The sequence below is a fragment of the Pseudonocardia charpentierae genome (genome assembly GCF_031845345.1).
Classification (GTDB): Bacteria; Actinomycetota; Actinomycetes; order Mycobacteriales; family Pseudonocardiaceae; genus Pseudonocardia; species Pseudonocardia charpentierae.
The window spans coordinates 520203-546517 of record NZ_JAVREJ010000001.1 but is presented as its reverse complement, the minus strand read 5'-3'; the positions used below and the strand labels follow the sequence as shown (position 1 = coordinate 546517).

At 73.9% G+C, this 26315-nt stretch carries 23 protein-coding genes; 7 read left to right on the top strand and 16 right to left on the bottom strand.

Translation table 11 applies throughout. The annotated features are described in order from the left end of the window. Nucleotides 1-15 precede the first annotated feature (15 nt). Nucleotides 16-2046: an ATP-binding protein gene (locus RM445_RS02610; RefSeq protein WP_311554308.1), complete on the bottom strand. Its 2031-nt coding sequence runs from the start codon at nt 2044-2046 to the stop codon at nt 16-18. Then, nucleotides 2043-2657 (bottom strand): DUF4255 domain-containing protein, encoded by a 615-nt coding sequence (locus RM445_RS02605; protein WP_311554306.1) that lies wholly within the window; start codon nt 2655-2657, stop codon nt 2043-2045. The genes RM445_RS02610 and RM445_RS02605 overlap by 4 nt, the downstream gene beginning before the upstream one ends. Before the next feature lie 263 nt (nt 2658-2920). On the opposite strand from RM445_RS02605, the gene RM445_RS02600 reads away from it, so the two are divergent. Further along, the gene (locus RM445_RS02600) at nt 2921-4720 is read left to right on the top strand and encodes a hypothetical protein (protein WP_311554305.1); all 1800 of its coding nucleotides are present in this window, start codon (nt 2921-2923) and stop codon (nt 4718-4720) included. Nucleotides 4721-4730: 10 nt separating this feature from the next. Here RM445_RS02600 and RM445_RS02595 read toward each other — a convergent pair whose 3' ends face one another. Continuing rightward, nucleotides 4731-5882: a hypothetical protein gene (locus RM445_RS02595; RefSeq protein WP_311554304.1), complete on the bottom strand. Its 1152-nt coding sequence runs from the start codon at nt 5880-5882 to the stop codon at nt 4731-4733. A gap of 141 nt (nt 5883-6023) precedes the next feature. Between RM445_RS02595 and RM445_RS02590 the strand changes: the two genes are divergently transcribed. Then, nucleotides 6024-8273, top strand: a complete 2250-nt coding sequence (locus RM445_RS02590; protein WP_311554303.1) for a dynamin family protein — start codon at nt 6024-6026, stop codon at nt 8271-8273. Further along, nucleotides 8270-9757, top strand: a complete 1488-nt coding sequence (locus RM445_RS02585; protein WP_311554302.1) for a dynamin family protein — start codon at nt 8270-8272, stop codon at nt 9755-9757. Before RM445_RS02590 ends, RM445_RS02585 begins: the two co-directional genes overlap by 4 nt. 11 nt (nt 9758-9768) lie before the next feature. Here the strand turns inward: RM445_RS02585 and RM445_RS02580 are convergent, their stop codons facing one another. The 5 genes from RM445_RS02580 to RM445_RS02560 form a co-directional block, all read right to left on the bottom strand. Continuing rightward, a complete protein-coding gene (locus RM445_RS02580; protein ID WP_311554301.1) occupies nt 9769-10818 on the bottom strand; it encodes a hypothetical protein in 1050 nt (349 codons plus the stop codon). 9 nt (nt 10819-10827) lie between these two features. After that, on the bottom strand, nt 10828-11985 hold the full coding sequence (locus RM445_RS02575; RefSeq protein WP_311554300.1) for a M23 family metallopeptidase: 1158 nt from the start codon (nt 11983-11985) through the stop codon (nt 10828-10830). A gap of 15 nt (nt 11986-12000) precedes the next feature. After that, a complete protein-coding gene (locus RM445_RS02570; RefSeq protein WP_311554299.1) occupies nt 12001-12690 on the bottom strand; it encodes a helix-turn-helix transcriptional regulator in 690 nt (229 codons plus the stop codon). 109 nt (nt 12691-12799) lie between these two features. Then, nucleotides 12800-14917 carry a DUF6541 family protein gene (locus RM445_RS02565; RefSeq protein ID WP_311554298.1) on the bottom strand — a complete coding sequence of 706 codons (2118 nt, stop codon included), beginning with the start codon at nt 14915-14917 and terminating at the stop codon, nt 12800-12802. Nucleotides 14918-14919: 2 nt separating this feature from the next. Then, a complete protein-coding gene (locus RM445_RS02560; protein WP_311554296.1) occupies nt 14920-16104 on the bottom strand; it encodes a glycosyltransferase family 2 protein in 1185 nt (394 codons plus the stop codon). 194 nt (nt 16105-16298) lie between these two features. On the opposite strand from RM445_RS02560, the gene RM445_RS02555 reads away from it, so the two are divergent. Further along, nucleotides 16299-17576, top strand: a complete 1278-nt coding sequence (locus RM445_RS02555; protein ID WP_311554295.1) for a lipopolysaccharide biosynthesis protein — start codon at nt 16299-16301, stop codon at nt 17574-17576. A gap of 18 nt (nt 17577-17594) precedes the next feature. On the opposite strand, the gene RM445_RS02550 is transcribed toward RM445_RS02555, so the two are convergent. Genes RM445_RS02550 through RM445_RS02540 form a run of 3 tightly spaced genes read right to left on the bottom strand, consistent with a single transcriptional unit; the run spans nt 17595 to nt 19981 of the window. After that, nucleotides 17595-18044, bottom strand: coding sequence for a DUF350 domain-containing protein (locus RM445_RS02550; protein WP_311554293.1), 450 nt, complete (start codon nt 18042-18044; stop codon nt 17595-17597). A 56-nt stretch (nt 18045-18100) separates the two neighbouring features. Then, the gene (locus tag RM445_RS02545) at nt 18101-19267 is read right to left on the bottom strand and encodes a glutathionylspermidine synthase family protein (protein WP_311554292.1); all 1167 of its coding nucleotides are present in this window, start codon (nt 19265-19267) and stop codon (nt 18101-18103) included. A gap of 21 nt (nt 19268-19288) precedes the next feature. Next, nucleotides 19289-19981 carry a hypothetical protein gene (locus tag RM445_RS02540; RefSeq protein ID WP_311554291.1) on the bottom strand — a complete coding sequence of 231 codons (693 nt, stop codon included), beginning with the start codon at nt 19979-19981 and terminating at the stop codon, nt 19289-19291. Nucleotides 19982-20291: 310 nt separating this feature from the next. Here RM445_RS02540 and RM445_RS02535 point away from each other — a divergent pair, with 310 nt between their 5' ends. Both RM445_RS02535 and RM445_RS02530 read left to right on the top strand, forming a co-directional pair. Then, nucleotides 20292-21623: a septum formation family protein gene (locus RM445_RS02535; protein ID WP_311554289.1), complete on the top strand. Its 1332-nt coding sequence runs from the start codon at nt 20292-20294 to the stop codon at nt 21621-21623. A gap of 15 nt (nt 21624-21638) precedes the next feature. Continuing rightward, complete coding sequence (locus tag RM445_RS02530; RefSeq protein WP_311554287.1) at nt 21639-21998, top strand: metallopeptidase family protein; 360 nt, start codon at nt 21639-21641, stop codon at nt 21996-21998. Nucleotides 21999-22023: 25 nt separating this feature from the next. Here the strand turns inward: RM445_RS02530 and RM445_RS02525 are convergent, their stop codons facing one another. The 3 genes from RM445_RS02525 to RM445_RS02515 are packed head-to-tail and all read right to left on the bottom strand — an operon-like array spanning nt 22024 to nt 24572. Continuing rightward, nucleotides 22024-22716 (bottom strand): histidine phosphatase family protein, encoded by a 693-nt coding sequence (locus RM445_RS02525; RefSeq protein WP_311554286.1) that lies wholly within the window; start codon nt 22714-22716, stop codon nt 22024-22026. Further along, a complete protein-coding gene (gene pheA / locus RM445_RS02520) occupies nt 22713-23660 on the bottom strand; it encodes a prephenate dehydratase (RefSeq protein ID WP_311554285.1) in 948 nt (315 codons plus the stop codon). The genes RM445_RS02525 and pheA overlap by 4 nt, the downstream gene beginning before the upstream one ends. 24 nt (nt 23661-23684) lie before the next feature. Continuing rightward, nucleotides 23685-24572: a hypothetical protein gene (locus RM445_RS02515; RefSeq protein WP_311554283.1), complete on the bottom strand. Its 888-nt coding sequence runs from the start codon at nt 24570-24572 to the stop codon at nt 23685-23687. A gap of 117 nt (nt 24573-24689) precedes the next feature. On the opposite strand from RM445_RS02515, the gene RM445_RS02510 reads away from it, so the two are divergent. Beyond that, nucleotides 24690-25481, top strand: coding sequence for a DUF2470 domain-containing protein (locus RM445_RS02510; protein ID WP_311554282.1), 792 nt, complete (start codon nt 24690-24692; stop codon nt 25479-25481). Nucleotides 25482-25485: 4 nt separating this feature from the next. Here RM445_RS02510 and RM445_RS02505 read toward each other — a convergent pair whose 3' ends face one another. Together RM445_RS02505 and RM445_RS02500 are read right to left on the bottom strand one after the other, a co-directional pair. After that, complete coding sequence (locus RM445_RS02505; protein WP_311554281.1) at nt 25486-25809, bottom strand: DUF3817 domain-containing protein; 324 nt, start codon at nt 25807-25809, stop codon at nt 25486-25488. Beyond that, nucleotides 25810-26277: a hypothetical protein gene (locus RM445_RS02500; protein WP_311554280.1), complete on the bottom strand. Its 468-nt coding sequence runs from the start codon at nt 26275-26277 to the stop codon at nt 25810-25812. Nucleotides 26278-26315: the final 38 nt, after the last annotated feature.

Here is a 26315-nt window from a genome sequence, read left to right as displayed (position 1 = left end):
ATCGGCCCAGATCATTCAGCGCAGCATGGCCAGGTAGCGGCCGAACTCGCGCTCCAGCACCAGCCGCCCGAGTTTGCGGTACTCCTGCTCGACGGCGGCGATCAGCTCCCCCATCCCGACCGGGCGGTCGGCCTCCGCGGCGAGGTAGGCGGCGGTGGTCGCGGCGGACCGGATGTTGCCGCCGGTCAGCTCGAACGCCGCCGCGCAGAACGCCAGGTCCAGGTCGTCCCCGAGCGGCAGCGGCGGGGCGAGGCAGTTCCGCCACAGCTGCAGCCGCAGCTCCTCGGTGGGGGTGGGGAAGTCGACGATGCAGTCGAGCCGGCGGGTGAACGCCTCGTCGATGTTGGCGCGCAGGTTGGTCGAGAGGATCGCCAGGCCGTCGAAGGTCTCCATGCGCTGGAGCAGGTAGGCGCTCTCGATGTTGGCGTACCGGTCGTGGGCGTCGCGCACCTCGCTGCGCTTGCCGAACACGGCGTCTGCCTCGTCGAACAGCAGCACGCCGTTGACGCCCGCGGCCTCGGTGAAGATCTTCTCGAGGTTCTTCTCGGTCTCGCCGACGTACTTGTCGACGACCGTGGCCAGATCGACCCGGTAGAGGTCCAGCCCGAGCTCGCCCGCGATCACCTCGGCGGACATCGTCTTGCCGGTACCGGAGTCGCCGGCGAACAGGGCGGCGACGCCGTGGCCGCGACCGCCGCCCGGACGCATCCGCCACTCGGTGAGGACCTTCTCGCGGTGCCGCGCGCGGGCGGCGAGCTCGCGCAGCTGCGCGGCGACGGCGTCGGCGAGCACGAGGTCGCTCCAGCCGACGCCGGGCTCGACCCGGCGGGAGAGGCGTTCGAGTCCGGCGGCGTTCTGCGCCCGCGCACCCGCCTGCAGGAGGCCGCGGTCGACGGGCCGGCCGTCGAAGGTGGCGGCGAGCTGCGCCCAGCGGACGGCGCGGCCGATCTGCCCGGGACCGAGATGCAGGTGCACGGGGACGGACACGGAGCCGTCGAGCGCGGACGTCCAGAACCGCTCCCGGTCCGCGGGGACGAACCGCGGCGACTCGGCCTGCAGCGGGACCTCCGTGCTCCACGTCGGGTCCCAGCTGACGTCGCCGGCCAGCAGCACCGGCACCGGGAGCGACGCCAGCCGGCGCAGGGCGTCGGCCGCCGACGCGGTCAGGGCCTCGACCGGTTCGGCGACGATCCCGCACCCGCGCAGCAGAGCCTCGCGCCCCGCCACCCGGACCAGCTCCTCCGGCGACGGGCGCGTGGCGAGCCGGTGCAGGTCGAGGGCCAGGACGCCGTAGCCCGCGGCCTGCAGTGCCGCGGCGGCGGCCCCGGTGCCGGTGCGCCGGGCGTGGTCGCGCAGGTAGACCAGCCGGATCCCAGCAAGGATTACCCGGCCCAGGTCGTCGGCGAGTGGGCCCGGCGTCGGGACGACGTCGGCGAGGACGTCGGTCAGGGCGGCGTCCGGGTCGTCCGTGCCGAGCAGGTGCGCGGCCACCCGGTCCGGCACCCGCAGCCCGCGCGAGAGGAAGGGCCGCTCCGGTTCCTCGACCGCGACGAGCAGGTGCGTGAGCAGCGGCGACCCCGCGGTCAGCCGTCCGCGTGCGGTGGCCGCGGTCGGGCGGGCGGCCCCGATCTCCAGGGCCAGCCCGATGGTGGCCCGGCGGCGGGTGACGTCGTCGTTGAGGTAGCCGTAGAGCCGCTCGAACCGCGCGTCGAGGTCCGGCACGAGAGCGGCGAGCAGGATCTCGACGTCGAGGTCGGAGAGCCCGCACGCCCGCTGCAGCGCCCGGAGCCGGGACGGGGACCCGGCGGCCTCGGCCTCGTCGCAGGCCCGCTCCACGTCGCGCAGCGCGTCGTCGTCGCGCGGTGGCCCGGTGACGCGGGCGGCGAGCAGCCGGTCGACGTCGTCGTCGGTGAGGTAGAGCCCGCGGAACGGGTCGTCCGGCGTCGGGTCGTCACGGCGGCGGTGCTCGACCATCGCCCGCACCCGGGCCTCGACCAGGGCGACGCGCGCGAACAGGTGCCCGAGCCCGACGCCGGGACCGCTCACGACCCGTCGCCGGGGTCGGTCCTGCCGACCGGCCGGCCGTCGCGATCGCCGATCGTGACCTTCGGGGGCAGCACGACCGGGGGCCCGGTCTCGCGCCGCTGACCCGTGTCGGTCGGGGCGGTGACCACGACGTCCAGCGACGGCTTGAGCTCGCCGCCGAGAGCGGACCACACGTCGGCGAAGGCGCGGTCCTCCGGCGGCGGCAGGCCGACCGAGAGCGGCACGGGCAGGCCGAGGTCGGACAGCGGCGACGCGAGCAGCTCGGTCGGGATCGAGTCGTGCCGCAGGAAGCAGGCGAGCAGCGCCGACAGCAGCCGGTGCTCGTCCTCGGGGCGCTGGGTCCACGCGGTGACCAGGTACGACAGCTTGAAGTGCCGCGGCGGCAGGTGACGGCCGACGATGCGGCCGTTGCCGTCGTACTCGTTCTCCACGCCCTTCGCGCGCCGGCGCATGTCCTCGCGGATGTCGTAGAGGTAGACGTCGACGGTGGGCGCGTTGCGCCGCCCGGCCCACTCCTTGGTGGGGGCGTCGAAGACGACCTCGACGTCGCGGTCCGCGAACGCCTCGGCCCGGATCAGCGCCCGCAGCGCCTGGTCGATCTCCTGGATCACCTGCCGCGCTCCCAGTCCTCGCCCCTGATCCGGCGCGGGGCGGACGCGTCAGGGCCCGGATCGGTCACAGCATCGCACCGGTCCGGGCGCCCGGTCACGTGGCGGCGGGCGGCCGGAAGGGCAGCGGGGACCGCCCGATCGGGCAGTTCTGCAGGCGCCGGGAGTTGCAGGAGAGCCACTTTCCTGCAACCCCGTTGCATGAACGTGGCTTGCCTGCAACCCGGCGCCTGGGCCCGACGGCGGGTCCGCAATAGGGTGCGGCCATGGAGGAGCCCGTCCTGACCATGGACGTGACACGGCTGCGTGCCGAGCCCGGTGGCCAGGCGCAGCTCTCGGTGAAGGTGAAGAACCCCGGTCACCTCGTCGAGTCGTTCCACATGGACGTCGTCGGGCTCGACCCGTCGTGGTGGCAGGTGCACCCGCCGGAGCTGAACATCTACCCGGGCAAGGAGGAGTCGGCGGTCGTCCTGCTCAAGCCGCCGGCGAACGCCCAGGCACCCGACGAGGCGCTGCCCTTCGGCGTCCGCGCGGTCTCGACGCTGGACGCGCAGCGGACCGTCGTCGAGGAGGGCGACCTCGAGATCGGCCGGGTGCTCGACCTGCAGGCGTCGATCACCCCCGTCACCTCCCGGGGGCGGTGGACCGGCCGGCACACGATCACCTACCAGAACTGGGGCAACTCCCCCACCCACCTGCGGCTCTCCGTCAGCGACAAGGACGAGTCGCTCGGCTTCCGGCTCGAGCCCGAGCAGGTCTCGGTGCCCGTGGGCAGCTCCGCGACGGCCCGGCTGCGTGTCCGCCCGCGCAACCCCTTCCTGCGCGGTGCGGCCGTGCACCGGACGTTCCAGGTCGTCGGCGAGTCGATGGGCGCGGCGCCGCCGCCCGGCACCCCGCGCTCGGCGACCGCCCGCGCGGGCGTGCCCGATCCCGGCCGTCCCGTGCTCGACGGCGGGATCCAGCACCTGCCGATCCTGTCGAAGGGCGTGGTCGTGCTCGCCGGGCTGCTGGTGGCCGCGATCGCGGGGCTCGTGTTCGCGGGGATGAAGACGAGCGCCGTCATCGGTGCCCGGACACCGGACGTGGCTCCCCAGCCGCCGACCCAACTGGTCGCCGAGGGCGTCTCGGCGGAGCTCATCCAGCTGCGCTGGGCGCCCAGCGACCGCGCCGAGCTCTACCGCGTTCAACGGGTCGACGAGGCGACCAACGCCGTTCTGGGCAGCGACGACGTGAAGGACGGCGCGACGGCGTTCGGGGCGAAGGTCGACCAGCCGCTGACGCGCGCGTGCTACCAGGTGATCGCCGTGCGCGGGCCGCTCGCGTCGGGCCCGAGCGAGAAGCAGTGTTCGACGTCGGGCGACGGCCGGTTGCCACCCCCGACGAACGTGCAGGCCACCGAGGCTCCGGGCGGGTTCAACGTCGCGTGGACCGACAGCGACCAGAACGAGCACACGGTGCTCGTCGACGGCGCGCCGGTCGGAGCACCGAGCCCGGCGGGGGTCAAGAACGTGACCGTGCCCGTGCCCGCGGGGCGGCACTGCATCACCGTGGTCGGGAAGCGCGGGGCGACGCTGTCGTCGCCGCCGAGCGACCCTCCGGTCTGCGTGCTGCCGACGGCCCCGCCCACCTCCGCGGCGCCGACGGCCCTGGCTGGAGCCGGAGCGGGTGGTGCGGGCGGCGCCGCGACGGGAGTGCCGGGCGCGGGCGGGGCGGCCGGTGGAGCGGCGGGCGGTGGAGCCGCCGGGGGCGGTGCCGCGGGTGGGGGCGGGGCGACCGGCAGCCCGACGGCGCCGGCGGCGGCCGCCGCGCTGGGCCCGTTCGTGGCCGTGGTCGGGCCGCCCTACCAGGAGCAGGCCCTGGCCGACACCGTGTTGAAGCAGATCCAGACCACGGTCCCGACGGCCCAGCTCGTGCCCGTGGCGCAGCTCCCGCAGCTGCGGTTCGTCAGCGGGCTCGCGATCGTCGTGCCGGGCTTCACCACTCTGCAGCAGGCCCAGCAGTTCTGCGCGACGCCCCGCCCGGGCTTCCCGCCCGGCTGCCAGGCGGTCCCGACCGCGCCGGCGTAGTGCGCGCGGGTCAGCGCTGCCAGAAGGTGATCTCCCCGATGTCGAGGCGGTCGGAGCCCTGGCCGTCGGGCGGGTAGCCGGCCACGACCACCACCGTCACCTGGCTCACCGTGCCCTGCTCGACGGCGAACCGCTGCAGCCCGGGGTCCTTGGCGAGCTGCACGACCTGGCACTTGCCGTTGTTCCAGCGCAGCTCCAGCGTCTGCGGCCGCCACCGCGCGGCGAGCTGCGGGTCGCCGGCGGGCAGCCCCGCCTCGATACCGATCTCGCGGACATTCGTGGGCTGCGGGAGGGTGAGGAGCAGCGAGCTGGCGGTGGCCGACGTCGCGCCGGCGCACGCCGTTCTCGGGTCGCCCGACGAGCCCGACGTCCAGCGGGTGGCGAACCCACGACCGCGCACGTCGTCGACGCCCCACGCGGCGGGGTAGCCGGGGAGCGCGTCGGCGGGCAGCGCCTGGGCCGTCACCCGCTCCACACGACCGCTGCCCGTGACGTGCCCGACGAGGTCGGTGACCCGGCGGATCGGGTGCCATCCCGCGAGCGTCAGCACGCCGGTGACCAGTGCGAGCACGAGCACGACCGAGAGGATGCGGAAGGCGACCGTGCCGCGTGTGAGATCGCCGCTGTAGGCGCCGCTCGTGCCGCCCCACCACCGACGCCGCAGGCGCTTGCCGAGCCGGTCCGGCGGGGCGGGCGCCACCAGCGTCGGCGTGACCAGCCAGGTACCGCAGCGGCGGCAGAACCGGCGGTGGGGGTCGCTCGCGGTGCCGCAGTTTGAGCACGTCCGCTGCAGCGGTGCCGTGCTCATCGGGGGCATCGCGACCGGGGCGAAGGTGGCGCCGGGATGCGGTGGCCCCAGATGCGGTGGCCCCAGATGCGGTGGCCCCAGGTGCGGTGGCGGAGCCGCCGTCGGACCCGGCGGCGGGGCCGCGGGGCGGTAGGGCGGCGTGAACGTGGCCGGGCCCGGGGCGCTCGGCGGCGGAGGTGCCTGCTGCGGTCGCGCCTGCTGCTGCGGGGCGACCGGTGCGACGGGAGCGGGTGCCGCGGCGACCGGGCCGGCTTCCGGGACGCCGCTCCAGTCGAGGAACCCGTCGCAGTTCTCGCAGAACTGTCGCCCCGCAGGATTGCTCGTACCGCAGTTCTCGCACACGACCGCGGCCATCGAGCCCCCTCGGCCTGTTTCGGCGCCGGCGACCTGCCGACCCTGCGCCGCAGGTTACCGGCCTCACCCGTCAGGAAAAGGTCGGCACCGCCGCCACGAGCGCAGATCCGTAAGAATGGCAACCATGAGGGTGGTTCCCGAATGACCGCATGCACGAGCTGCGGCCAGGACAACGCGCCTGGCGCACAGTTCTGCGCGGAGTGCGGGGAGTACCTCGGTTGGTCCAGCGACGCGCCCGCCGCCGCCGCGCCGTCCCCCTCCGCCTGGTTCACCGACGCCGCACCTGCCGAGGCTCCGGCGGCGCCCGCGCCTGCACCCGCCCCGGCGCCCGCACCGCCCCCACCGCCCACACCGCCCACACCGCCCGCCGAACGGAACGAACCGCAGCCGCAGCGCCCGGTCGCGCCGCCCCCGGCCGTCGCGCGCCCCACGCCACCTCCTCCCCGACCCGTCGCACCACCCGTGCAGCGCCCCGCGCGACCGCAGCCGTCGTCGCCGGCCCCTGCACCCACGCCGACCCGCCGCCCGGCACCCGGCCGACCCGAGCCCGCGAAGCCCCCGGCCGACCTCGCCCGCGTCGTCCGCGCCCTCGACGAGGGGAAGCAGCTCGCCGAGCAGCACGACCGCCCGGACCTCGGCAGCCACCTGGACCAGGCACGCAAGCGGCTCGACCAGCAGGTGCTCGGCGTCGCGATCGTCGGGGAGTTCAAGCGCGGCAAGAGCACGCTGGTCAACGCGATGCTGCAGACCGACGTCTGCCCGACGGACGCCGACATCGTCACCGCCGTCCCCACGATCGTCCGCTACGGCGCGGAGCCGTCGGCCGTGGCACAGCTGGAGCCGGCCGCCGGGGCCGACGGCTCCCCGGACAGCCAGATCGTCGAGGAGCCCGTCGACGTCGACCGGCTCGCCGAGCTCGTCTCCGAGGCCGCCGACGCGAGCTGGCGGCGGCGCCTGCGTTCGGTCGAGGTCCGCCTCCCGCACCGCCTGCTGAAGACCGGCCTGAGCCTCGTCGACACCCCCGGCGTCGGCGGGCTGGAGTCCGCGCACGGGATCGTCACGCTCGGCGCGCTGCGCACGACCACCGGCGTGATCTTCGTGACCGACGCCTCGCAGGAGCTCACGAAGCCGGAGGTCGACTTCCTCCGCCAGGCGATGGAGCGCTGCCCGGCCGCGGTGTGCGTGGTGACCAAGACCGACCTGTATCCCTCGTGGCGGCGGATCGTCGAGCTGGACCGCCAGCACCTCAAGACCGCGGGGATCGACCTGCCCGTGATCCCGGTGTCGTCGTTCCTTCGGCTGCGGGCATGGCGCTCACCGAAGCTGAACGAGGAGTCGGGCTTCGCAGCGCTGTTCGACTGGCTGCGCACCTCGGTCCTGGAGAACGCCACGGAACTGGCGGCCGCGGCCGCCCACCGCGACCTCGGGTTCGTCCAGGAGCAGCTGCGCCTGGAGGTGGCGGCCGAGCAGCAGGTGCTGGCGAAGCCGGAGGCGTCCGCCGAGGTCGTCGGGGCGCTGCGGCGCCGGTCCGAGCGCACGCGCAAGCTCGTCGAGCGGGGCAACGGCTGGCAGCAGTTCCTCTTCGACGGCATCGACCAGCTGATCGCCGACGTCAAGCACGACCTCGCCGGGCGGATGCGGACGGTCGTGCGCGACGTCGAGGCCGTCATCGACCAGGGCGACCCCAAGGAGACCTGGCCGGACATCGAGGTGTGGCTGCAGCGCCAGGTCGTGCGCGCGGCGAACGAGAACCACGAACTGCTCAACGAGCGGGCCGCGCAGCTGGCCACCGACGTGGCCGAGGCGTTCGCGCTGGAGTCGGAGGAACCGCTGGAGCTGGGGCTGACCGCGCCCGTCGACGTGCTGCGCGGGCTGTCGTTCGACCCGGCCCAGCTCGCCGCGCCGGACAGCCAGAAGATGGTCCGGATGCTGTTCGCCGGCCGCGCCGCACTCATCCCCGTGACGCTGGCGGGGTCGGCGGCGAGCTTCTTCGCCGGGAGCCTGCTGCTGCTGGCCGCCGCACCCGTGGTCGCGATCGGGGTGGGGTTCATCGGTCGCAAGCTCATCCGCGACGAGCGCCAGCGCCAGCTGACCTACCGGCGCCAGCAGGCGAAGATGTCGTGCAGGCGCTATCTGGACGAGGCCAACTTCGTGATCGAGAAGGACTGCCTGGACTCCCTCCGCCGCACCCGCCGCGAGCTGCGCGACGAGTTCCAGGCCCGGGCGGGCGTCATGCACGCCTCGTCGCAGCGCGCCCTCACCTCGGCCGAGCGGGCCGCCTCCCTCACCCCGCAGGAGCGCGAGCAGCGCGCCGCGGAGCTGGCCGACAAACGGGCCGAGATCGAGCGGCTCGGTCGCTCGACGCGGACGGCCTCCCGGGGGGCCGCATGAGCCCGCACGACGACCCGCTGACCGCCGCCGTACGCGAGCTGGTCGGTGTGGCCCGCGACCGGGCGCTCGACCCGGTGTCGCGCGACCAACTCGCCGAGGCCGTCGACCGGTTGTCCGGCCCGCTCCGGCTGGCGATCGCCGGCCGGGTGAAGGCCGGCAAGTCGACGCTCCTGAACGCGCTGGTCGGCGAGGAGCTGGCTCCGACGGACGCGGGCGAGTGCACGAAGCTCGTCACCTGGTACATCGGCGGCCACGCCGTGCGGGTGATCGCGGTGCACAAGGACGGGCGGCGCGAGCAGCGCCCGTTCAGCCGCGAGGGCGGCGCGCTGGACGTGGATCTGGGCGCGCCGGTCGACACGTTCGACCACCTCGAGGTGAGCTGGCCGTCGTCCCGCCTGCAGGACCTCACGCTGGTCGACACCCCGGGGATCGCGTCGCTGTCCACGGAGGTGTCGGAGCGGACGTCCACGCTGCTCTCCGCCGAGGACGACCGGCCCCCGGTGGTCGACGCCGTGCTGTACCTGTTCCGGCACAGCCACGCGAGCGACGTCCGGTTCCTCGAGGCGTTCCACGACGACGAGCTGGGCCGCGGCACCCCGCTCAACGCGGTCGGGGTGCTGTCGCGGCCCGACGAGATCGGGTCGTGCCGGCTCGACGCACTGACGGTCGCCGCCCGCGTGGCCGACCGCTACGAGCGCGACCCGCGCATCCACCGCCTCTCCCCCCTGGTGCTGCCGGTCGCGGGCCTGCTCGGCCAGGCGGGGACGACGCTGCGCGAGGAGGAGTACCGGGCGCTCGCCATGATCGCCGCGCTGCCCGAGGACGTGTGCAACGAGCTGCTGCTCACCGCGGACCGGCTGCTGGCCGACGACGCGGACGTCATGCTGACCCCCCTCGAGCGGGCGCACCTCGCGGACCGGCTGGGGCTGTTCGGCGTGCGGCTGTCGGTGATGCTGATCCGCAACCGCACGGTGCGGTCGGCGACGGAGCTGGCGCAACGGCTCGCCGCCGACAGCGGGCTGGAGGAGCTGCGCGGGGTGCTCGCGCGACAGTTCCTGGAGCGCAGCCGGCTGCTGCGGGCGCGGTCGGCGCTGGCCACGGTCCGGGCGGTGCTGCGGCGCGGCGGCTGCGCCGACGCCGACCGGATCGACGCGCGCGTCGAGGAGGTGATGTCGACGGCGCACGAGTTCGTGGAGGTCCGGCTGCTCACCGACCTGAGGACGGGCGCGGTCACCGTTGCCGAGCGGCTGGAGGAGGAGATGGACCGGCTGCTGGGCGGATCAGGGCACAGCGTCGCGCGTCGGCTGGGACTGCCCGAGGAGTCGTCGGTCCCCCAGCTGCTCGACGCCTCGTACGCGGCGCTGGACCGGTGGCGACGCGTGGAGTCGTCGCCGATGACGAGCCGCGACGCGCGCATCGCGGCCCGCGGCGTGGTGCGGACCTGCGAGGGGATCGTGGCGACGCTGGTCCCGGCCCGCGTCTGAGTGCGGGTGGGTCAGAGCAGGTGGGGGTCCAGGACGCCCCCGGCTCCCGGTCCCCCGGGACCGGCGGGGCCGCCCAGGTCGTGTTCGGCCGCGAACCCGTCGGCCAGGCCGTCGTTGTCGCTGTCGAGCAGGCGCGGGTTGAGGCCGCGAGCGATCTCGTTGCCGTCGGCGAGGCCGTCGCGGTCGGAGTCGGCGAGCGTCGGGTCCGTGCCGATCTTCTGCTCGTAGCCGTCGCTGAGGCCGTCGCCGTCCGTGTCGAGATCCGCCGTACCGCCGAAACCGGCCGCCCGTGCCGCGGCCGGGACGGGCGCACGCCCGCCGTCCGAACCGGCGGCGACCTCGGCAGCGTCGGTCAGCCCGTCGCGGTCCGTGTCGGCGGACAGCGCGTCCGTGTGACTGATCGACGTCTCGTAGGCGTCGGTCAGCCCGTCGCCATCGGAGTCGCCCTTGGTCGCGTCCGTGCCGAAGAGCTTCTCGAAGTCGTCGGTGAGCCCGTCGCCGTCCTGGTCCGTGATGCCGGAGGGCTGAGGTACGGGGGCCATCGCGAACGGATCGGCGCTGCTCGCACCGACACTGTTGGTGCCGGCGCCGTTCATGCCGGCGGCGAAGGCGGCGGAGCCTGCTCCGTACGGCCCGGCGCCATACGGCCCGGCGCCATACGGCGCGGCCCCGGCGCCGAAGGTCGACGGCAGCGCGGCGCCCGCCTGCAGCGGCTCGTTCAGGAACTTGAGATACGCCCCGTTGGTGTAGGTGCTCCAGGGGCGGAGGTTGCTGCCGCCGTCGGAGATCTTCATCGCCGCCCGCACCTGCTCGGCGGGGTTGTTGAGCAGGCGCTGGATGTCGCGGTCGCTTCCCGTACCGGTCTCCGACTTGAGCGTGCGGATCTGGAACAGCCCCACCGAGGGCCCCCAGGTGCCGTTCTGCAGCGCGACGTCGCCGATCGCGCCCGGGTTCCGCGACGACTCGGCCTGCGCGATGGCGGTCATCAACCGGGCCTTGTCCGGGCTGAACCCGCCCTGCAGCAGCAGCGTGTAGATCTGTGACGAGCTGAGGGTGGCCATCGAGCGCCCCTAGTGGTCGTGGACGTCGAGCGGGTCCAGGCCGGTGCCGGGCGCCCCGGTGCCCAGCGGGTCCGCGCCCAGCGGACCGGCGGCCCCCGCCGCGAAACCGCCCTCGGCACCGAACCCGCCGGGGGCCAGCGCCGCGCCGCCGGGAACACCGGCCTGGGCCGCGGGCTCCAGGGTGCCGGACGCCGACTCGAAACCGTCGGTCAGGCCGTCGTTGTCGCTGTCCATCGACAGCGGGTTGCTGCCCTTGGCCGCCTCGAACCCGTCGCTCAAGCCGTCGCGGTCGGTGTCGGCGGCCAGTGCGTTCGTGCCCGCCTTCTGCTCTTGGAGGTCGCTGACCCCGTCGGAGTCGCTGTCGAGCGTGGCGAGGCCGCCGAACTTGGCGGCGCGGACCGCGTCCGACACCTGAGCCCGGCCGGCGTCCGTCCCGCTCGCCAGCTCGTGCGCGTCGGTCAGGCCGTCGCGGTCGGTGTCGATCGACACGGCATCGGTGTGGCTCACCGACGTCTCGTAGGCGTCGGTCAGCCCGTCGCCGTCGGTGTCCGACTTCGTCGTGTCCGTGCCGAAGAGCCGCTCGAACTGGTCGATCAGCCCGTCCTGGTCGGCATCGGTCACCGACGGCGGGCCGCCGGGGTCGATGGCGAAGGGGTCGGTCGCACCCGCCGTGAATGCCGTGCCGGCGGCGCCACCGACCTCCGGCAAGGGGTTGAGGAAGGTGTACGGGTTGACCCACTGGCCGTTCTCGCGGACCTGGAAGTGCAGGTGGTTCGGGGTGCCCACGGCGTTGCCGCTGTGCCCGACTCCGCCGATCACCTGGCCTGCCGCGACGTGCTGACCCACCTTCAGGTGGTCGATGCTGCCGGGGGTCATGTGGGCGTAGTAGTAGAAGCGGCCGTCGTCGCCCTGAATGCGGACGACCAGGCCGCCGAGCGAGTTCTGGAAGCCCTGCACGATCGTCCCGCCGGCGACGGCGTGGATCGGCGTGCCCTCCGGGGCCATGATGTCGATGCCCTCGTGCCGCCGTCCGCCCGAGCGGGCGGCACCCCAGGTGTCGACCAGCTTCGCTCCGGTGACCGGCCGCACCAGCGCGTTCGACGCGACCCCCGGAAACGCCGTGGCGCTGCCCGCGGGCGCGGTCACGGTGCTTCCGGGGTAGGACATGTGGCAAGAATACGACTAGATGAATCCCTCGCGGACGGCGAAAGCCACCGCGTGCGCCCGGTTGCGCAACTGCAGCCGGGTGGTGACGTCGTGCAGCACGCTTTTGATCGTCCGTTCGCTGAACGCCAGCTCCCGCGCGATCTCGCCGGTGTCGAGGCCGTCGGCCACCAGCCGGAGCACCTCGACCTCGCGGTCGCTCAGACCCGAGAACCGCAGCCCGCGGGGCGCGAGCACCTGCCGCTGCAACCGCCCGACCTGCCCGAGCAGGCCGGCGAGCAGGTCCGCGGGCATCTCCGCGCCGCCGTCGCGGGCCTTGAGGATCACCGACACGAGCCGCTCCGGCGTGACCTCCGACCGGCGGACCAGCGCCGACACGCCCGCCTCCGCGGCGGTGACGACGGCCGCGTCGTCGAGCGAGCCGGCGATCAGCACGGTGCGGGGGACGCTGCCGCGGCGGACGGCGCGCATCACCCGCAGCACCTCCTCGTCGACGCGCTCGGCGACGACGACGGCGACCTCGGCCTGGTCGAGCTCCGCGGCGTCGACGACCTGGACCTCGGGGCGCGGCCGCAGCTGGCTGGCCACACCGGCCTGGGAGATCGGGTCGTCCGCGTAGATGAAGACCTTCGCCCGCTGCGTCCCTGCTCGATCCGCCAGGATCCGTTCCGACCCGATCCGATCCGACACAGCCCGATCGACCGTCATGGCCTACCCGTCTTTCCGCACGCGGAGCCCCTCCGGCCGCCGTCGGCGGCGAGTGTGCCGACAGTGCTTTGCGCCGGCTTCACGCTTCCTCAACGTGCGCTCAACACGCCTACCCGCCGTCGGGCTGCGGTCCGACGGCCGCCAGATCCAGCGCGTACACCGTCACCGATCCCGAGCGGAACGCCTCCCTCAGTCCGGGCAGGCCGTCGAGGTCGCGCAGGCCGGGCGCCAGCCGGAAACCGTCCGGGCCGGCCCAGTCCTCGGGCGAGCCCGCCGAACCGATCGCCGGAGTGTCGGTGTCGACGTACACCCACCGCACGTCGAGGTCGGCGAGTTGGCGGCGGACGGCGGGGTCCGTCGGGTAGGTGTCGAAGGTCTGCAGCAGCCGGTACGTGTACGGGACCCCGGTCAGGCCCAATGTGTAGATGTTGACGATCGGGATGCCGCGCTCGACGTAGAGGTAGGTCGACCCGTCGTTCGGCGAGTTGAAGACGCGCTCGCCCGGCCGGATGTGGGCGGCGAGCCAGGCGATCGCGGCGTCGTCGTCGGGTCCGATCCGCACGAACTCGGGCGTGCGGTAGCGGGTGGCGACCGAGACCTCGGCGATCCGGGCGTACCCGACGGCCGGTGCCGCGGCGTAGCCGACGAACGCCACGCTGACGAGCGCGAGCGCGGCCCACGACGCCCGCAGCGGCAGGCGACGGCGGGCGAGCACGGCGACCCGGTCGGCCACGAGCACCACCCCGAGCCCGGCCAGCACCGGTGCGAGCAGGTAGACGTGCGACCAGGTGCGGAGCATCGCGTGGTAGAAGAACCGCGTGACCAGGGCGTCGACGCCGGTGCCCGGGCTGAGCCACGCGCCGATCACGACCGCGCTCCACACCGCGAACGCCGCCACCGGCCCGATCCCGCGCCGCAGCGCGACGACGGCGCCGATCCCGACGAGCACCAGCAGCAGCACCCAGGTCTGCGAGCGCGTCTGCTCCGGGTCGATCCAGCCGGAGTAGGGGAAGCCGAGCGTCTCGCCGAGTGCGCGGTAGAAGGGCACCGGCCCGGTGTCCGGCGGCCAGTTCGCGGTGCGGGCCGACTGACCGAGACCGGGCCCGACGGCGGGGACGAGCAGCACCGCGGTCACGCCCGCGGCGACGGCAAGCCCCCGCACGGCGCGGCGAAGCTCGGCCCGGCCCCGCGGTGCGACGGCCATCCCGGCCCACCAGGCGACGGTCGTGACGGCGATGGACACGGCCGCGCTGGGGTGGCACCACACGGCCCCGGCGATGCTCGCCCCGACCCCCGCTCCCGCCCGGATCGGCAGGGCGCGCGGGATTGCAGCATGGTGGCTTTGCTGCACTCGGACCGCAGCAAAGCCACCATGCTGCGGTCCGCCGGAGGCCGGGCACCCCAACGCGAGCACCCCCGCCACCGCCGCCGGGACCAGCGACAGCGACACGGCGTTGGCCAGGATCCCGCCGTCGTGCATCAGCACCAGCGCCGGCCGGTACAGCCCCGCCATCACCAGCGACGCGACCCCGGCGACGAGCATCGCGCTGCCCCGGCCCAGCCCCAGCTGCCGGGCGGCGACCGCCCCTAGAGCCGCGGCGCCCGTGCACCCGGCGGCGGCGAGCAGGACGACCGTCTGTGCGTTGAGCGCGGGCACCACCGCGCCGCCCGTCAGCCCGGCGGTCGCCGCGGCGAGCAGGTGCACGCCGGACGGGTAGAACCAGGTCGGGGTGCCGGTCAGCAGGTCCACCGGGGCCAGCTGCCAGGGCGCTCCGCGGCCGGTGCGGGTCACGTATGCGGTCTGCAGGACGTGCATGATCATGTCGTGTTCCTGCGGCCGCGTGGCGAGCGGACCGATGCCCGCGACCCAGGCCCAGGAGGCGAACGCGACCCCGACGGCGACCATGACGGAGCCGACGACGAGCGGCACCTGCAAGCGCAGACGCAGAACTCGCCGTGCACGAACGCGCAACTCGCGGGGCCGGGCGAGCCGCACCGCGACGGCGGCGGCACCGACGGCGGCCGTCACGGCCAGCAGCGCGACTGGCCCGAAGGGCAGGCCGACCGGCGCGACGAGCACCGCCGTCACTCCCGCGACCGCGACGGACGCCGCCGGGGCCAGGGCCACCATGAGCAACCCCGGCGGCACCGACGCCGCGGCGAGCAGTACGAGCCCCGGCACGTACGCGACCACGGCCGCCGCGACGAACACCAGCGCGTCGTCCACCGCTAGCGATCGCCGATCCGCGTCAGGCTCAGTGTGAAGCTGACGGTGATGATCGAGAATCCCGTGATCGCCAGCACCGAGCCGACGATCGGCAGGCGCAGCGACGACGCGACGTCCAGCGGCCCGAACCCGCCTGCGCCCCACGTCGTCAGCGCCGCCACGAAGCAGACCGCACCGGCGAGCAGGAGCACCCCGCCGAGCGCCAGGCCCCGCTCGAGGGAGACGCGCACGAGCACCCGCACGAGCCCCGGCGACTGCCGGAGCAGGCCGAGGTGCGCCGCGTACGACCGGGCGATCACGGCGAGCCCGAGCCCCTGCACACCCAGCACGAACATCGTCGCGAAGGCCAGCATGGTGTGGACGTCGAACACCACCCGCCCCACCGCCCTCGGCCCGAGCAGCAGCCACAGCATCCCGGCCAGCCCGACGGCCTGGAACAACATCGACGGGTAGAGCAGCAGCCAGCGCGGGCTGAACGCCAGCAGGAAGCGCAGGTGCCGCCAGCCGTCGCGCCAGGTCCGCAGGTGCGGGGCGCGGGTCCGGCCGTCGCGCCGGAGCACGGTGGGCACCTCACGGATGCGCAGCTCCGCCAACGACGCCCGCACCACCATCTCGCTGGCGAACTCCATGCCGGACGTCACCAGCCCGAGCTCCAGCACCCGATCGCGACGGAAGGCGCGGATGCCGCAGTGGAAGTCGCCGACGGGGATGTGGAAGAAGACCCGGCCGACCAGCGACAGCACGGGATTGCCGACGTAGCGGTGCAGGAACGGCATGGCACCCGGCTCGATCCGCCCGCGGAACCGGTTGCCCATCACCAGGTCCGCGCCGTCGCGCAGCTCACGGAGGAACCCACCCAGGTCGTCGAGGGCGTAGCTGTCGTCGGCGTCGGCCATCAGCACGTACTCGCCGTGCGAGGCCCGGATGCCGGCGATCAGCGCGGCGCCGTACCCGCGCCGGGGCACGTCGACGACGACCGCACCCTCGGAGCGCGCGATGTCCTGCGACCCGTCCGTCGAGCCGTTGTCCGCGACGACGACCTCACCGGTCACGCCGAGCACGGCGAACGAGCGCTTCGCCTTGCGGATGCAGGTCGCGAGGGTCTCGGCCTCGTCAAGACACGGCAGGACGACCGACAGCTCGACCGACGACACCGCGTCGTCGGCAGGCAGGCGTGAAGTCGGCACGGCGCGAGCCCCCACCCCCGAACTCGTCGCGGCGGAGCTCGTCGCCCTCGGCAACGTCATGGCCGACGGGACCTTCCTCTGTGGACCGACCGGGCCGGGCCCGGCGCGCGCCAGGGTAGCCAACGCGCGATGGCCGGCGAACCGCCTGACGCACGAGCAGGGCGCGGCGCGATCGCTGCCCTACCGTGTGCCGCGTGCACAGGACCTCGGCGCTGCGCAGGCGCGTGGCCGAGGTCGCTCCGGTCGGCGGCGGGCTGTTCGTGCTCGGCGTCTCCGCGTACGTGGTGCTCGGCGCCGCCGGGCACACGCTCGCGCCCGGCGACTACGCCGCGGTGGCGTCGCTCTACCTGCTCGTCGCGATCACCAGCCCCGGCGTCTTCACCGCGCTGGAGCAGGAGACCAACCGGGAGGTGAGCAGCCGCCGGGCGACCGGCCTCGGCACCGGCGCCGTCGGACGGGCCGGGCTGGCCGTGGGTGCCGGCTACGCCGGTGTCGTCGGCGCGGTGCTGCTGGCCGCGGCTCCGCTGCTCGTGCCCCGCGTGCTCGGCGGCTCGTGGAGCCTGCTCGCGGCGGCGATCGTCGCGGCGATCGGAGCGGCGGCGGTCTACCTGCTGCGGGGCCTGTTCGCCGGCGAGCAGAGGTTCGGCTGGTACGCGGTCAGTCTCGGGCTGGAGGGCGCCGTCCGGCTCGTCCCGTGCGTGGTGCTGGCGCTCGTCGGCGCAACCGATCCGCTGGCCTACGGCTGGGCGTTCGCGCTCGGTACGGGGCTCGCCGCCCTGCTCTGCCTGCCCGGCCGGAGACCGTCGACGACGAACCGCGCGCCCGGCCCGCCGGTCGACGTGTGGCGGATGGCCCGCGCGACGGGCCTGCTCGCCCTCGCGTCCTGGCTCACCTACGTCGTCGCCAACGCCGCCCCGCTGGTGCTGACGGCCCGGCTCCTCGGGGCTCCGGAGGTCGCGGCGAGCTACGTGTCGCTGTTCGTGCTGGCCCGCATCCCGGTGTTCCTGTTCGGGCCGGTGCAGGCGTTCCTGCTGCCGACGCTCACCGCGGGCGCCGAGCGCGCGGACCCCGCCCACCTGCGATCCCGGTTGCGGGTCGCGCTGCTCGCGGTCGCCGTCGTCGGCGTCCCGGCGACGGCGCTGACCGCGGCGCTGGGGCCCTGGGCGGTCCGCGCCTTCTTCGGCGCACCGCTCGACCTGCCGCACACCGCGGCCGGCCTGCTCGGCCTCGGAACGGTCGCCATGCTGACGGCGCAGGTGCTGCAGCCCGCCCTCGTCGCGCTGCGGGTGCACCGGACGGCCACGATCGCCTGGGTCGTGGGGACGGCGGTGTTCGCCGCTGTGCTCGTCGTGCCCGCCGACCCGGCGACGGCGGCCGTGACCGCACAGGTGGCGGGGCCGACGGTCGTCTGCCTGATCATGGCCGCGGCGATCGCGGCCCGGCTACGCAGGATCGCCGCTCCGGCGGCCTGAGCCGCACCAGGGCGTCGGTCAGATGATCGCCACCGCGACGACCAGCCCCAGCGCCACGTGCGCTGCGGCCACCACCCACGCCTCGGGCTCCAGCACCTCCGACCGCAGCACCGCACCGATCCGGATGCCCGTCACCCACTCCAGCAGGCGCACTCCACCGACCTGCGCGGCGATGCCGACGAGTCCGAAGATCAGTGCACTCAGCAGGCCCTCGATCAGCGATCCGCTCGAGGTCCAGATGGCGGTCACCACGATGAACGCCATGCTGACCAGGCCCGCGGACGTCACCAGTACCGAGTTGGGCAGGCCCTCGCGGACCATCCGGTTGAGCTTGCCCGGGGTGGTGATGTCGATCGCCCAGAATCCCACCAGCATCAGCAGCACGCCGAGCACGGCGTAGAGCAGGATCGAGCCGATCCCGCGGCCGATCAGGGGGAAGAACCCGGGGCCGATGGCCGCGAGCGTCATGAAGGTCCTCCAGGGGAGCGGTGGTTATTCGGGGTCTGATCTATTCGGCGTAGGACTTACTCGGGGTGAATGCGGTGCGGCACGAACGCGGCGCCGTCGTCGGTCACCAGCCCGACGGTCTCGCGGATGCCCAGGCCCGCGGCCTCGTCGCCGACGATCCACGCCCCGAGAGCGGGGCGGAATCCGTCGAACTCGGGGAGCGGGTCGAACAGTTGGTACACGTAGCCCTCGTCGCCGTAGACGCCACCGGTCGCGACCTCGCTGCCGGGCGAGACGATCGTGATGTTGGCGCCCTCGCGGCCGAGGCGGGGCTTGCGGACGTACTCCGTGAGCAGGCCCGGCTGGTCCAGGTACGCGGGCAGCAGGTTGGGGTGGCCCGGGTAGAGCTCCCACAGCACCGCCAGCAGCGCCTTGTTGCTCAGCAGCGACTTCCACAGCGGCTCGAGCCACAGCGTCTCGGGGAGGCTGCGGACGACGTGCTTGCCGAACTCGTCGCTGAGGATCCACTCCCAGGGGTAGAGCTTGAAGACCCCGGCCATGGGGGCCTCCTCGAGGTCGACGAAGCGGTCGAGGGCCGCGTCCCAGCCGATGTCCTCGATCGCCAGGCCGATGGTGTCGAGCCCGGCCTCCGCGGCGGTCTCCTGCAGGTAGCCCACCGTCACGTGGTCCTCACCCGTCGCGTCGCCGGACGACCAGGTGAAGTGCACGTCGCCCGACGGCAGGCCGTCCGCGATCGAGGTCCAGCGCTCGACGAGCTTCTCGTGCAGGGAGTTCCACTGGTCGTCGTCGGGGTGCGTGTCCTTGAGCCAGTACCACTGCAGGATCGACGCCTCGAGCAGCGTGGTCGGCGTGTCCGCGTTGTACTCCAGCATCTTGCACGGCCCGCGGCCGTCGTAGCGGAGGTCGAAGCGGCCGTAGATGTGCGGGTCGTGCCGCTTCCACGACGCGGCGACGGCCTCGTGAGCCCACTCGGGCAGCGCGAAGTCGCGGAACCGCTCGGTCGTCACGACGTGGTCGACGGCCTCCAGGCACATCGAGTGCAGCAGTTCGACGTCCGCCTCGAGCGCGAGGATCTCGTCCATCGCGAAGACGTAGTGCACCGACTCGTCCCAGTAGGGCCGCTCGGCACCGCCCTGGCCGCGGCCGGGCGCGTCGTAGACCAGGCCCTGCTCGGTGACCGTCTTGTGCCACCCCGCGCGCGGGGCTCCCCTCCGGCGTTCCACGTCCAATCCCTCCTGGCCAGCTCAGCTGCCGCCGCTCTTGCTGCCACCGGAGCTCGACCCGACCGAGCCGCCCGACTTGCTGCCGCCGGAGCTGCTGCCTCCCACGCTGCTGCCGGTCGAGCTCTTGGAGACCCCCAGCCCGCCGCGGGTGACCGTCGAGCTGCCCGACGACGTGCGCACCGGCGTGCCGTCCCTGGGCACGGTGGTCGTCCCGCCGCTCACGGTCTGGCCGATCCCACCGCTACCGCCGTAGTTGTAGTGGTACTGCCGCCCGCCGCCGCCGATGAAGATCGGGAAGAAGCCGAACCCGCCGCCGCCGGCGTAGGTGCTGTTGTTGGTGTTCTCCGCAGGAACGGCGCAGTTGCTGTCGTCGACGACGACGCCGGAGTCGTCGACGCAGTGCGCCTCGATCTCCTCCTCCGGCGCCGCGGCCGAGTAGCCGACGGCGATCAGCGCGACGACTCCCACGGTGACGCCGGCCCCGACGAGGATGCGCTTGCGCTTCTTGCGCCCGGCGGCCTCCGACGTGAGGCGCTCCTCCTCTTCCTGGCGCTTGCGCCGCTCGGCCCGCTCACGGGCACGGCGCTCGGCGAGGGTCGGTTCCCGCGGGGTCGTGTTCTCGTCCTGCTGACGAATACGACCGCGGCGTGGGGTCTCCTCCGTCGTTCCCGACTCCGGGTCCACCGGGCCGCCGCTCTCGTCGCGTTCCGTCATTTCGCCTCCCCCGGCGCCTGTCGGCCGCGACCCTGTCGATCGTGGCGTCTCCGCATTCGCACAGTGCCACCACCGACAGTGCCGCGTGGCGCAGCAGGCCCGCAACCCGGCGCAGATCGACACCGATTCACGTCACGCTGCGTCATCACCACGGTTTGGTGTGGGCCACCCGTCCACCCGTCCCGACACCGCGTGCCGTAACCCTAACTTCCTGGCCTCCACCGGCGGAAACAGGGTCGTTCACAGCACCCCGTCGACCGGTCGACGCGACACACCGGGCCCCCTGCACGGCGTCGCGGTAGGTAACGGCATGATGACGAACGTCATGGACCTCCGCAACGCTCCCCAGCGCCGGTCCGCCGGGTCGCCCGTCACCGCTCCCCGCTTCGACGGCCCACCCCGCGGTACCCGGCCGCGTCCTGCCTCGGCAGAGCTCGCCGCGCCACGTCGGCTGGCTGCCGGCGTGCTGGCGGGCGCGCTGACGATGCTGGTCGTCGCGCTGCTCGACACCGTCACCGGTGCGCAGGTCCCGGTCCTCGGGTCCTTCGCCTCCCTGCCTGCGCCTGCGGCCCAGCAGGAGCTCGCCGCGGTGGCGCTCCCGCCGTCGACCCCGGGCACGTGCCTGAGCTGGACGCGCGCCGACGCCTCGGACACCCAGGCCGTCGACTGCGCGCAGGCCCACCTGTTCGAGCAGGCCGGCACGGTGCTCCTGGCCGACCAGACCGACCTGCCGGACGACGGCCGGTGGCGCCAGCTCGTCCGCGAGCGGTGCGACCCGGTCGTGAAGCAGTACCTGAACGGCCGTTTCGACCCGGACGGCCGCTTCCGGATCGGGGCGCTCAAGCCGTCGCCCGCGAAGTGGGCGCAGGGCGACCGCGAGCTGCGGTGCGGCCTGCAGAGCTCGTCGCGCTCGGGCGCGCTGTACCCGATCGCGGGCAAGGCCGTCGAGCAGGACCAGGCGGCGGTGCACGACCCGGGCACCTGCCTGGGGATCGACGGGCGCACGATCGGCGACCCCGTCGACTGCACGGGCCCGCACGCCGTGGAGGCGGTGGGGGTCGTCGACATGGCGAAGAAGTTCGACGCCGACGAGTTCCCGGCCGTCGACGAGCAGGACGAGTTCCTGCAGACCGAGTGCACGAAGGTGGCCACCAAGTACGCGGGCGGCGACGACGTCATCGGCGACAAGAAGCTCACCGTCTACTGGGACAACCTCACCGAGGACTCCTGGAAGGCGGGCACCCGCCGGGTGAACTGCAACCTGGCGGCCCTGCTGCCCGACCGCAGCGGCTTCGCGCCCGTGACCGGCACGGTCCGCGGTCCGGTGACAGTGTCCGACACTGCCGCACCGCCCGCGACGAACTCCCCGAAGCCCGGCGTCCCCGCGCAGGTGCCACCGGTCGAGCCCGTGCCGACGTCCGCGCCGGAACCCTCCCCGACCGAGCCCGCACCCACCGGCACGCCCACGCCGACGGGTACGGACGCGCCGCCGCTCGACAGCACCCCGACGTCGACGACCCCGGACGACGAGACCCCGGTTCCTGTCCCGGATCCCGCCGAGCTCCCAGCGCAGCCGACACTGCCGAAGCCGCCGCTCTCCCCCGCACCGAACCTGGCGTCGCTCGTCGGCGGCGGGGCGTGACGGCAGACTGGTGGCGTGGAGCCGGACCGGATCACGCTGACGCGTCGGCGTTTCGACGAGCTGGTGGCCGACGCGCTCGACTCGATCCCGCCTGAGCTCACGCGGGCGATGGACAACGTCGTGGTGCTGGTCGACGACCGCCACGCCGACGACCCGTCGCTGCTCGGGCTGTACGAGGGCGTCGCGTTGACCGAGCGGACGAGCAACTACGGGGGCGTGCTCCCCGACCGCATCACGATCTACCGCGAGGCGATCCTCGACGTCTGCGCGGACGAGGACGAGGTGGTGGACGAGGTCGCCGTCACGGTGGTGCACGAGGTGGCCCACCACTTCGGAATCGACGAGGCGACCCTGCACCGGCTGGGCTGGGGCTGACAGCGGCTCCGGGTGGTGCAGGCCGTCAGTCCGGCGCGCCGCCCGCGGTGACGTCCTTGGCCACCGGCTCGGCCGTGTCCCAGTCCTCCAGCTCCCAGCCGCCCGGCGTCGGACGCAGCACCACCAGGCCGGTGTTGGGGACGTACCAGGTCTCGGCGGTGTCGCCCAGCAGCGCGGCGGCCGCCAGCCGGATCGCGGCGCCGTGGCTGACCAGCACGACGTCGACATCGACATCGACATCGACATCGACATCGACATCGACATCGACATCGACGTTGCCGTCGCCGCTGTAGCCGTCGACGGCGGCCACGATCCGCTCGACGGCCGGCAGGTAGCGCGACCGCAGGTTCAGCGCCGACTCCCCGCCCGGGAGCCGGGCGTCCAGGTCGCCGCGCCACCACGCGTCGTACACGTCGCGGAACGCCTCCAGCGCCGCGTCGTCGGACCGGCCCTCCAGGTCGCCGACGAGCACCTCGTGCACGCCGTCGATCACCTCGACCGCCAGCCCGTGCGCCGCCGCCACCGGCTTCGCGGTCTGCTGCGCCCGGGTCGCGCGGGAGGCGTACACCGCGCGGACGGGGTGGTCGGCCAGCCGCCGGCCGAGCCGTTCGGCCTGATCGAGCCCCAGCTCGTCGAGCGGCGCACCCGGTGGCCTGCTGTCGAGAATGTGGGCGACGTTCGCCGTCGTGCGTCCGTGCCGCGCGAGAACGAGCCTCACACCGACCCCCCACTGCGCAGTCCGGCCAGCCAGCGCTCCGAGGCAGCGAAGGCCTCGGAGTCGGTGCCGTGCTCGGGGACCGCCGGCGCACCGACCCCGGAGGCCGCGCCGTTCCTGCCCCCGGCCCGCGGGTAGGAGCCGAGGAAGCGCACCCGGTCGCAGCGCCGGTGCAGTGCGGCCATCGCCTCACCCATCGCCGGCTCCGCGATGTGCCCGGTGCAGTCGAGGTGGAACCAGTACTCGGCGTGCCGGTCCTTGATCGGACGCGACTCGATGCGCGTGAGGTCGATGCCGCGCACGGCCAGCTCGGTCAGCAGCCCGAGCAGCGATCCGGGGCGGTTCTGGGTGGTGGCGGCCAGCGTCGTGCGGTCGTGGCCGGTCGGCGCGGGTGGCGGGCCGGGCGGGGCGACCAGCACGAAGCGCGTCACGGCACCGGCGTTGTCCGCGACGTCGTCGGCGATGATCTCCAGGCCGAACTGGTCGGCCGCCAGCGGCGCGCAGACGGCGGCGTCGATCTCGCCGCGGGCCACCTGCGCGGCCGCCTCACTGGTCGACGTGCTCACCAGGACCTCGGCGTGCGGCAGGTTCCGGGCGATCCAGTTGCGGGTCTGGGCGATGCCGTGGTTGTGCGAGGCGACCGTACGGATCTGCTCGGCGGTGGTGCCCGGCCGCACCATCACGGCGAACCGGACGGCGAGCAGTGCCTCCTTGACGATCATCAGTGGCGGATCGTCGAGCAGTCCGTCGAGCACCGGCGGCACGGCGCCCTCGACGCTGTTCTCGATCGGCACGCAGCCGGCGTCGGCCCGCCCGTCCCGGATCGCCGCCAGCACCGCCGGGTTTCCGGCACAGGGAACGAGCTCCGCACCCTCGGCCTCCGGGAGCGTGAGCAGCGCCTGTTCGGTGAAGGTCGCGTGCGGGCCGAGGAACGCCAGTCGGGGCACGGTGGGCGAGCCTAACTCAGCCGGTCAGCCGAGCAGGCCGAGGCCGGAGAGCTCCGCGGCGGGAACGGGCGCGGGACCCGCGCCGCACCGCGGCAGCAGCGTCCGGACCTCCTGCACCTGGCTCGGCGACAGGGCGCGGGCCTCGTCGGCGAGCGCCGGACCGTCCGTGTTCGCCAGGGCCTCGGCGACGTCACCGTCGGCCAGCGCCCGGGCGGCCGCGACGAGCAGGTTCAGCACGCCGAGCTGCGGGCCGTTCCCCGCGGGGGCGGTGACGACCGGCAACGCTCCCAGCACCACGAACCCTCGCTTGGACTCCGCGACCACCCTGACGAACCGCTCGACCTCGGCCAGCGACGGCACCTCGGACGGCCGGGAGCCGCCGCAGCGCAGCTTGAGCGTGCAGCCGTGCCCGGCGACCCGCCGCACCGCGTCCAGCCAGTCCGCGACGCCGCGCTCCTCCGGCTCCATCGGCCGGCGCGGTTCGACCACCGCGACGACGTCGTCCGGGACGAACTCCGCCACGCGCTCCAGCCAGACCGCGTCGACGTCGACGGGCGCGGCGGTCTCGATGGTGCGGGGGGTGAGCAGGTTGGACCGCGAGAAGACGGTCGAGAGCGCCTTCGGCACCGCCCCCAGGCCGGTGTCGACGACCAGCGACACGTCGACCGGCCGCGCAGGACCGGTTCTCGCCAGTTCCTTCACCAGCGCGGGCAGGCAGGAGACCGGGCAGACCAGCTGTCCGAGGAGGTCGCCGTGGCGGCCGTCGCGGATGGACAGGTACCGGGTGACGACCGCGTCGACCCCGGGCACCTCCGCGCGCGGCGCCAGCAGGCTGGTGTCGTCGACGAGGTGGTCGAACAGCGGAGGCACGGGCAACCGGTCCGCTGGGTCGGCCGAGGGCACCGTCGTCACGGTCGGAACGCTAACCGCTGGCAGAGAACCGACTGCGACGGGGTGACGCCCCACTCGTCGCTGGACATGAGTGCACCCTCTCTATAACTTAGGCTCACCTAATTAAAGGGGGTAACCGTGGGAAGCACGCGGCTCCGGCGTCCGCCCGCACCCACCGACGCCGAACGCGCCCGCAGCCTGGCGATGCGCGGAGGCGACGCCGCGCTCGTCGGCACCGGCTCCGCGCCGGTGACGCCGCTGGTGCACCACGTGCGCGCCGACGGATCGGCGGTGCTGCTGCTCGCCGACGACGACCCGTTGCTCGACCGCGTCCGCGGCGGGCAGACCGCCGTGATGCTGGAGCTCGCCGACCGGGCGGCGGTGGACCTGCGCGAACCCGTCCGCGGGCTGCTGTGGATCACCGGCTGGCTGTGGGTGCCCGAGCAGCGGGCGGCGCGCCGGATGGCGCTGCAGGTCGCGGACGTCCGCCCGCACGAGCGGCTGCTCGACCTCGGTCACGGAGCCACGCTGGTGCGACTCGATCCGGGGTCGGCCGTGCTCGCCGACGGCGACGGCTGCGCCGCGCTCACGCCCGTCGACCTCGCGGCGGCCCGCCCGGACCCGTTCTGCCGACTCGAGGACCACTGGTTGGCCCACCTCGAGGAGTCGCATCCCGAGGTCTTCGTCGCCCTCGCCCGGCACCTGCCCTCCGAGCTGAGCCACTGCCGGGGCGCCCGGATCCGCCCGCTGGGCGTCGACCGCTGCGGGCTGCGCCTGCGGGTGGAGACGCCGCAGCGCGACCACGACGTGCGCCTGGCCTTCCCGGGCGGCGCGTCGACGCCCGAGGAGCTGCGCGAGCAGCTGAATGCTCTCGTCGGGTGCCCGTTCCGGACGCAGGAGGCGGCGCGCGAACAGTCCGCCGACGGTTAGTGCCTCAGCCCGAGCCCAGCACCGCCCGGCCCTCGCGGACCCGGCGCGTGACCTGCCGCTCGGCGACGAACGACGCGATCGGGATCGTCCCCGCGAGCAGGATCACGACCGCGTCCAGCGGCCGCCACCGGCAGCGCTCGGCGAGGATCAGCGTGCAGACGATGTAGGCCATGTACAGGAACCCGTGCATCATGCCGACCAGCGCGACGGGCCGTGGTTCGCCGAAGAAGTACTTCAACGGCATCGCGATGAACACGAGCACGAGCAGGCCGATGCCCGTCACCCAGGCGGCCACCCGGTAGTTGCGCAGGGCCGTCGCGATCGACACCTATCGTCCTTCCTGTTCCTGCTCGCGTCGTTCGTGGCCACGCCGTTCGTGATCACCGTCGTGCGCGGCGAGCGAGGCGAGCATGCGGTTGTACTCGGCCAGTGCCGGGTTCTCGGCCTCGTCGATCGTGCCCACACCGCGAGCGCGGTAGGCGAACGGCGAGGGGCCCGAGACGACCGACAGGGAGGTGGCGGGCTCGGAGTCGACCGGACCCTGCTCCGGCGTGACCTCGGGCGTGACCTCGTCCGACAGCTTCGCGATCTCGATCCGCAGCATCCGCCACCAGATGTAGGCGAAGAACACGGCGAACACCGGCCACTGGAGGCCGTACCCGACGTTGACCGCGCTGCCCATCGCCGACCCAGCCCGCCGCCACTGCCAGGCAGCGAGAAACCCGCACGCCACCATGGCACCGAGCGCGAGCAGGTGCCAGGCGATCCAGCGCGGAGACAGGACGAGCCGGAGCACGGGACCAGACTACGCCGACCAGACGACAGCCCGGGTAC

What these genes read in the sequence shown, in the direction of transcription:
- RM445_RS02600 (WP_311554305.1), top strand. Translation starts at nt 2,921, where the DNA reads ATGGAGGAGCCCGTCCTGACCATGGACGTGACACGGCTGCGTGCCGAG.
- RM445_RS02595 (WP_311554304.1), bottom strand. Translation starts at nt 5,882, where the DNA reads ATGGCCGCGGTCGTGTGCGAGAACTGCGGTACGAGCAATCCTGCGGGG.
- RM445_RS02590 (WP_311554303.1), top strand. Translation starts at nt 6,024, where the DNA reads ATGACCGCATGCACGAGCTGCGGCCAGGACAACGCGCCTGGCGCACAG.
- RM445_RS02585 (WP_311554302.1), top strand. Translation starts at nt 8,270, where the DNA reads ATGAGCCCGCACGACGACCCGCTGACCGCCGCCGTACGCGAGCTGGTC.
- RM445_RS02580 (WP_311554301.1), bottom strand. Translation starts at nt 10,818, where the DNA reads ATGGCCACCCTCAGCTCGTCACAGATCTACACGCTGCTGCTGCAGGGC.
- RM445_RS02575 (WP_311554300.1), bottom strand. Translation starts at nt 11,985, where the DNA reads ATGTCCTACCCCGGAAGCACCGTGACCGCGCCCGCGGGCAGCGCCACG.
- RM445_RS02570 (WP_311554299.1), bottom strand. Translation starts at nt 12,690, where the DNA reads ATGACGGTCGATCGGGCTGTGTCGGATCGGATCGGGTCGGAACGGATC.
- RM445_RS02550 (WP_311554293.1), bottom strand. Translation starts at nt 18,044, where the DNA reads ATGACGCTCGCGGCCATCGGCCCCGGGTTCTTCCCCCTGATCGGCCGC.
- RM445_RS02540 (WP_311554291.1), bottom strand. Translation starts at nt 19,981, where the DNA reads ATGACGGAACGCGACGAGAGCGGCGGCCCGGTGGACCCGGAGTCGGGA.
- RM445_RS02535 (WP_311554289.1), top strand. Translation starts at nt 20,292, where the DNA reads ATGATGACGAACGTCATGGACCTCCGCAACGCTCCCCAGCGCCGGTCC.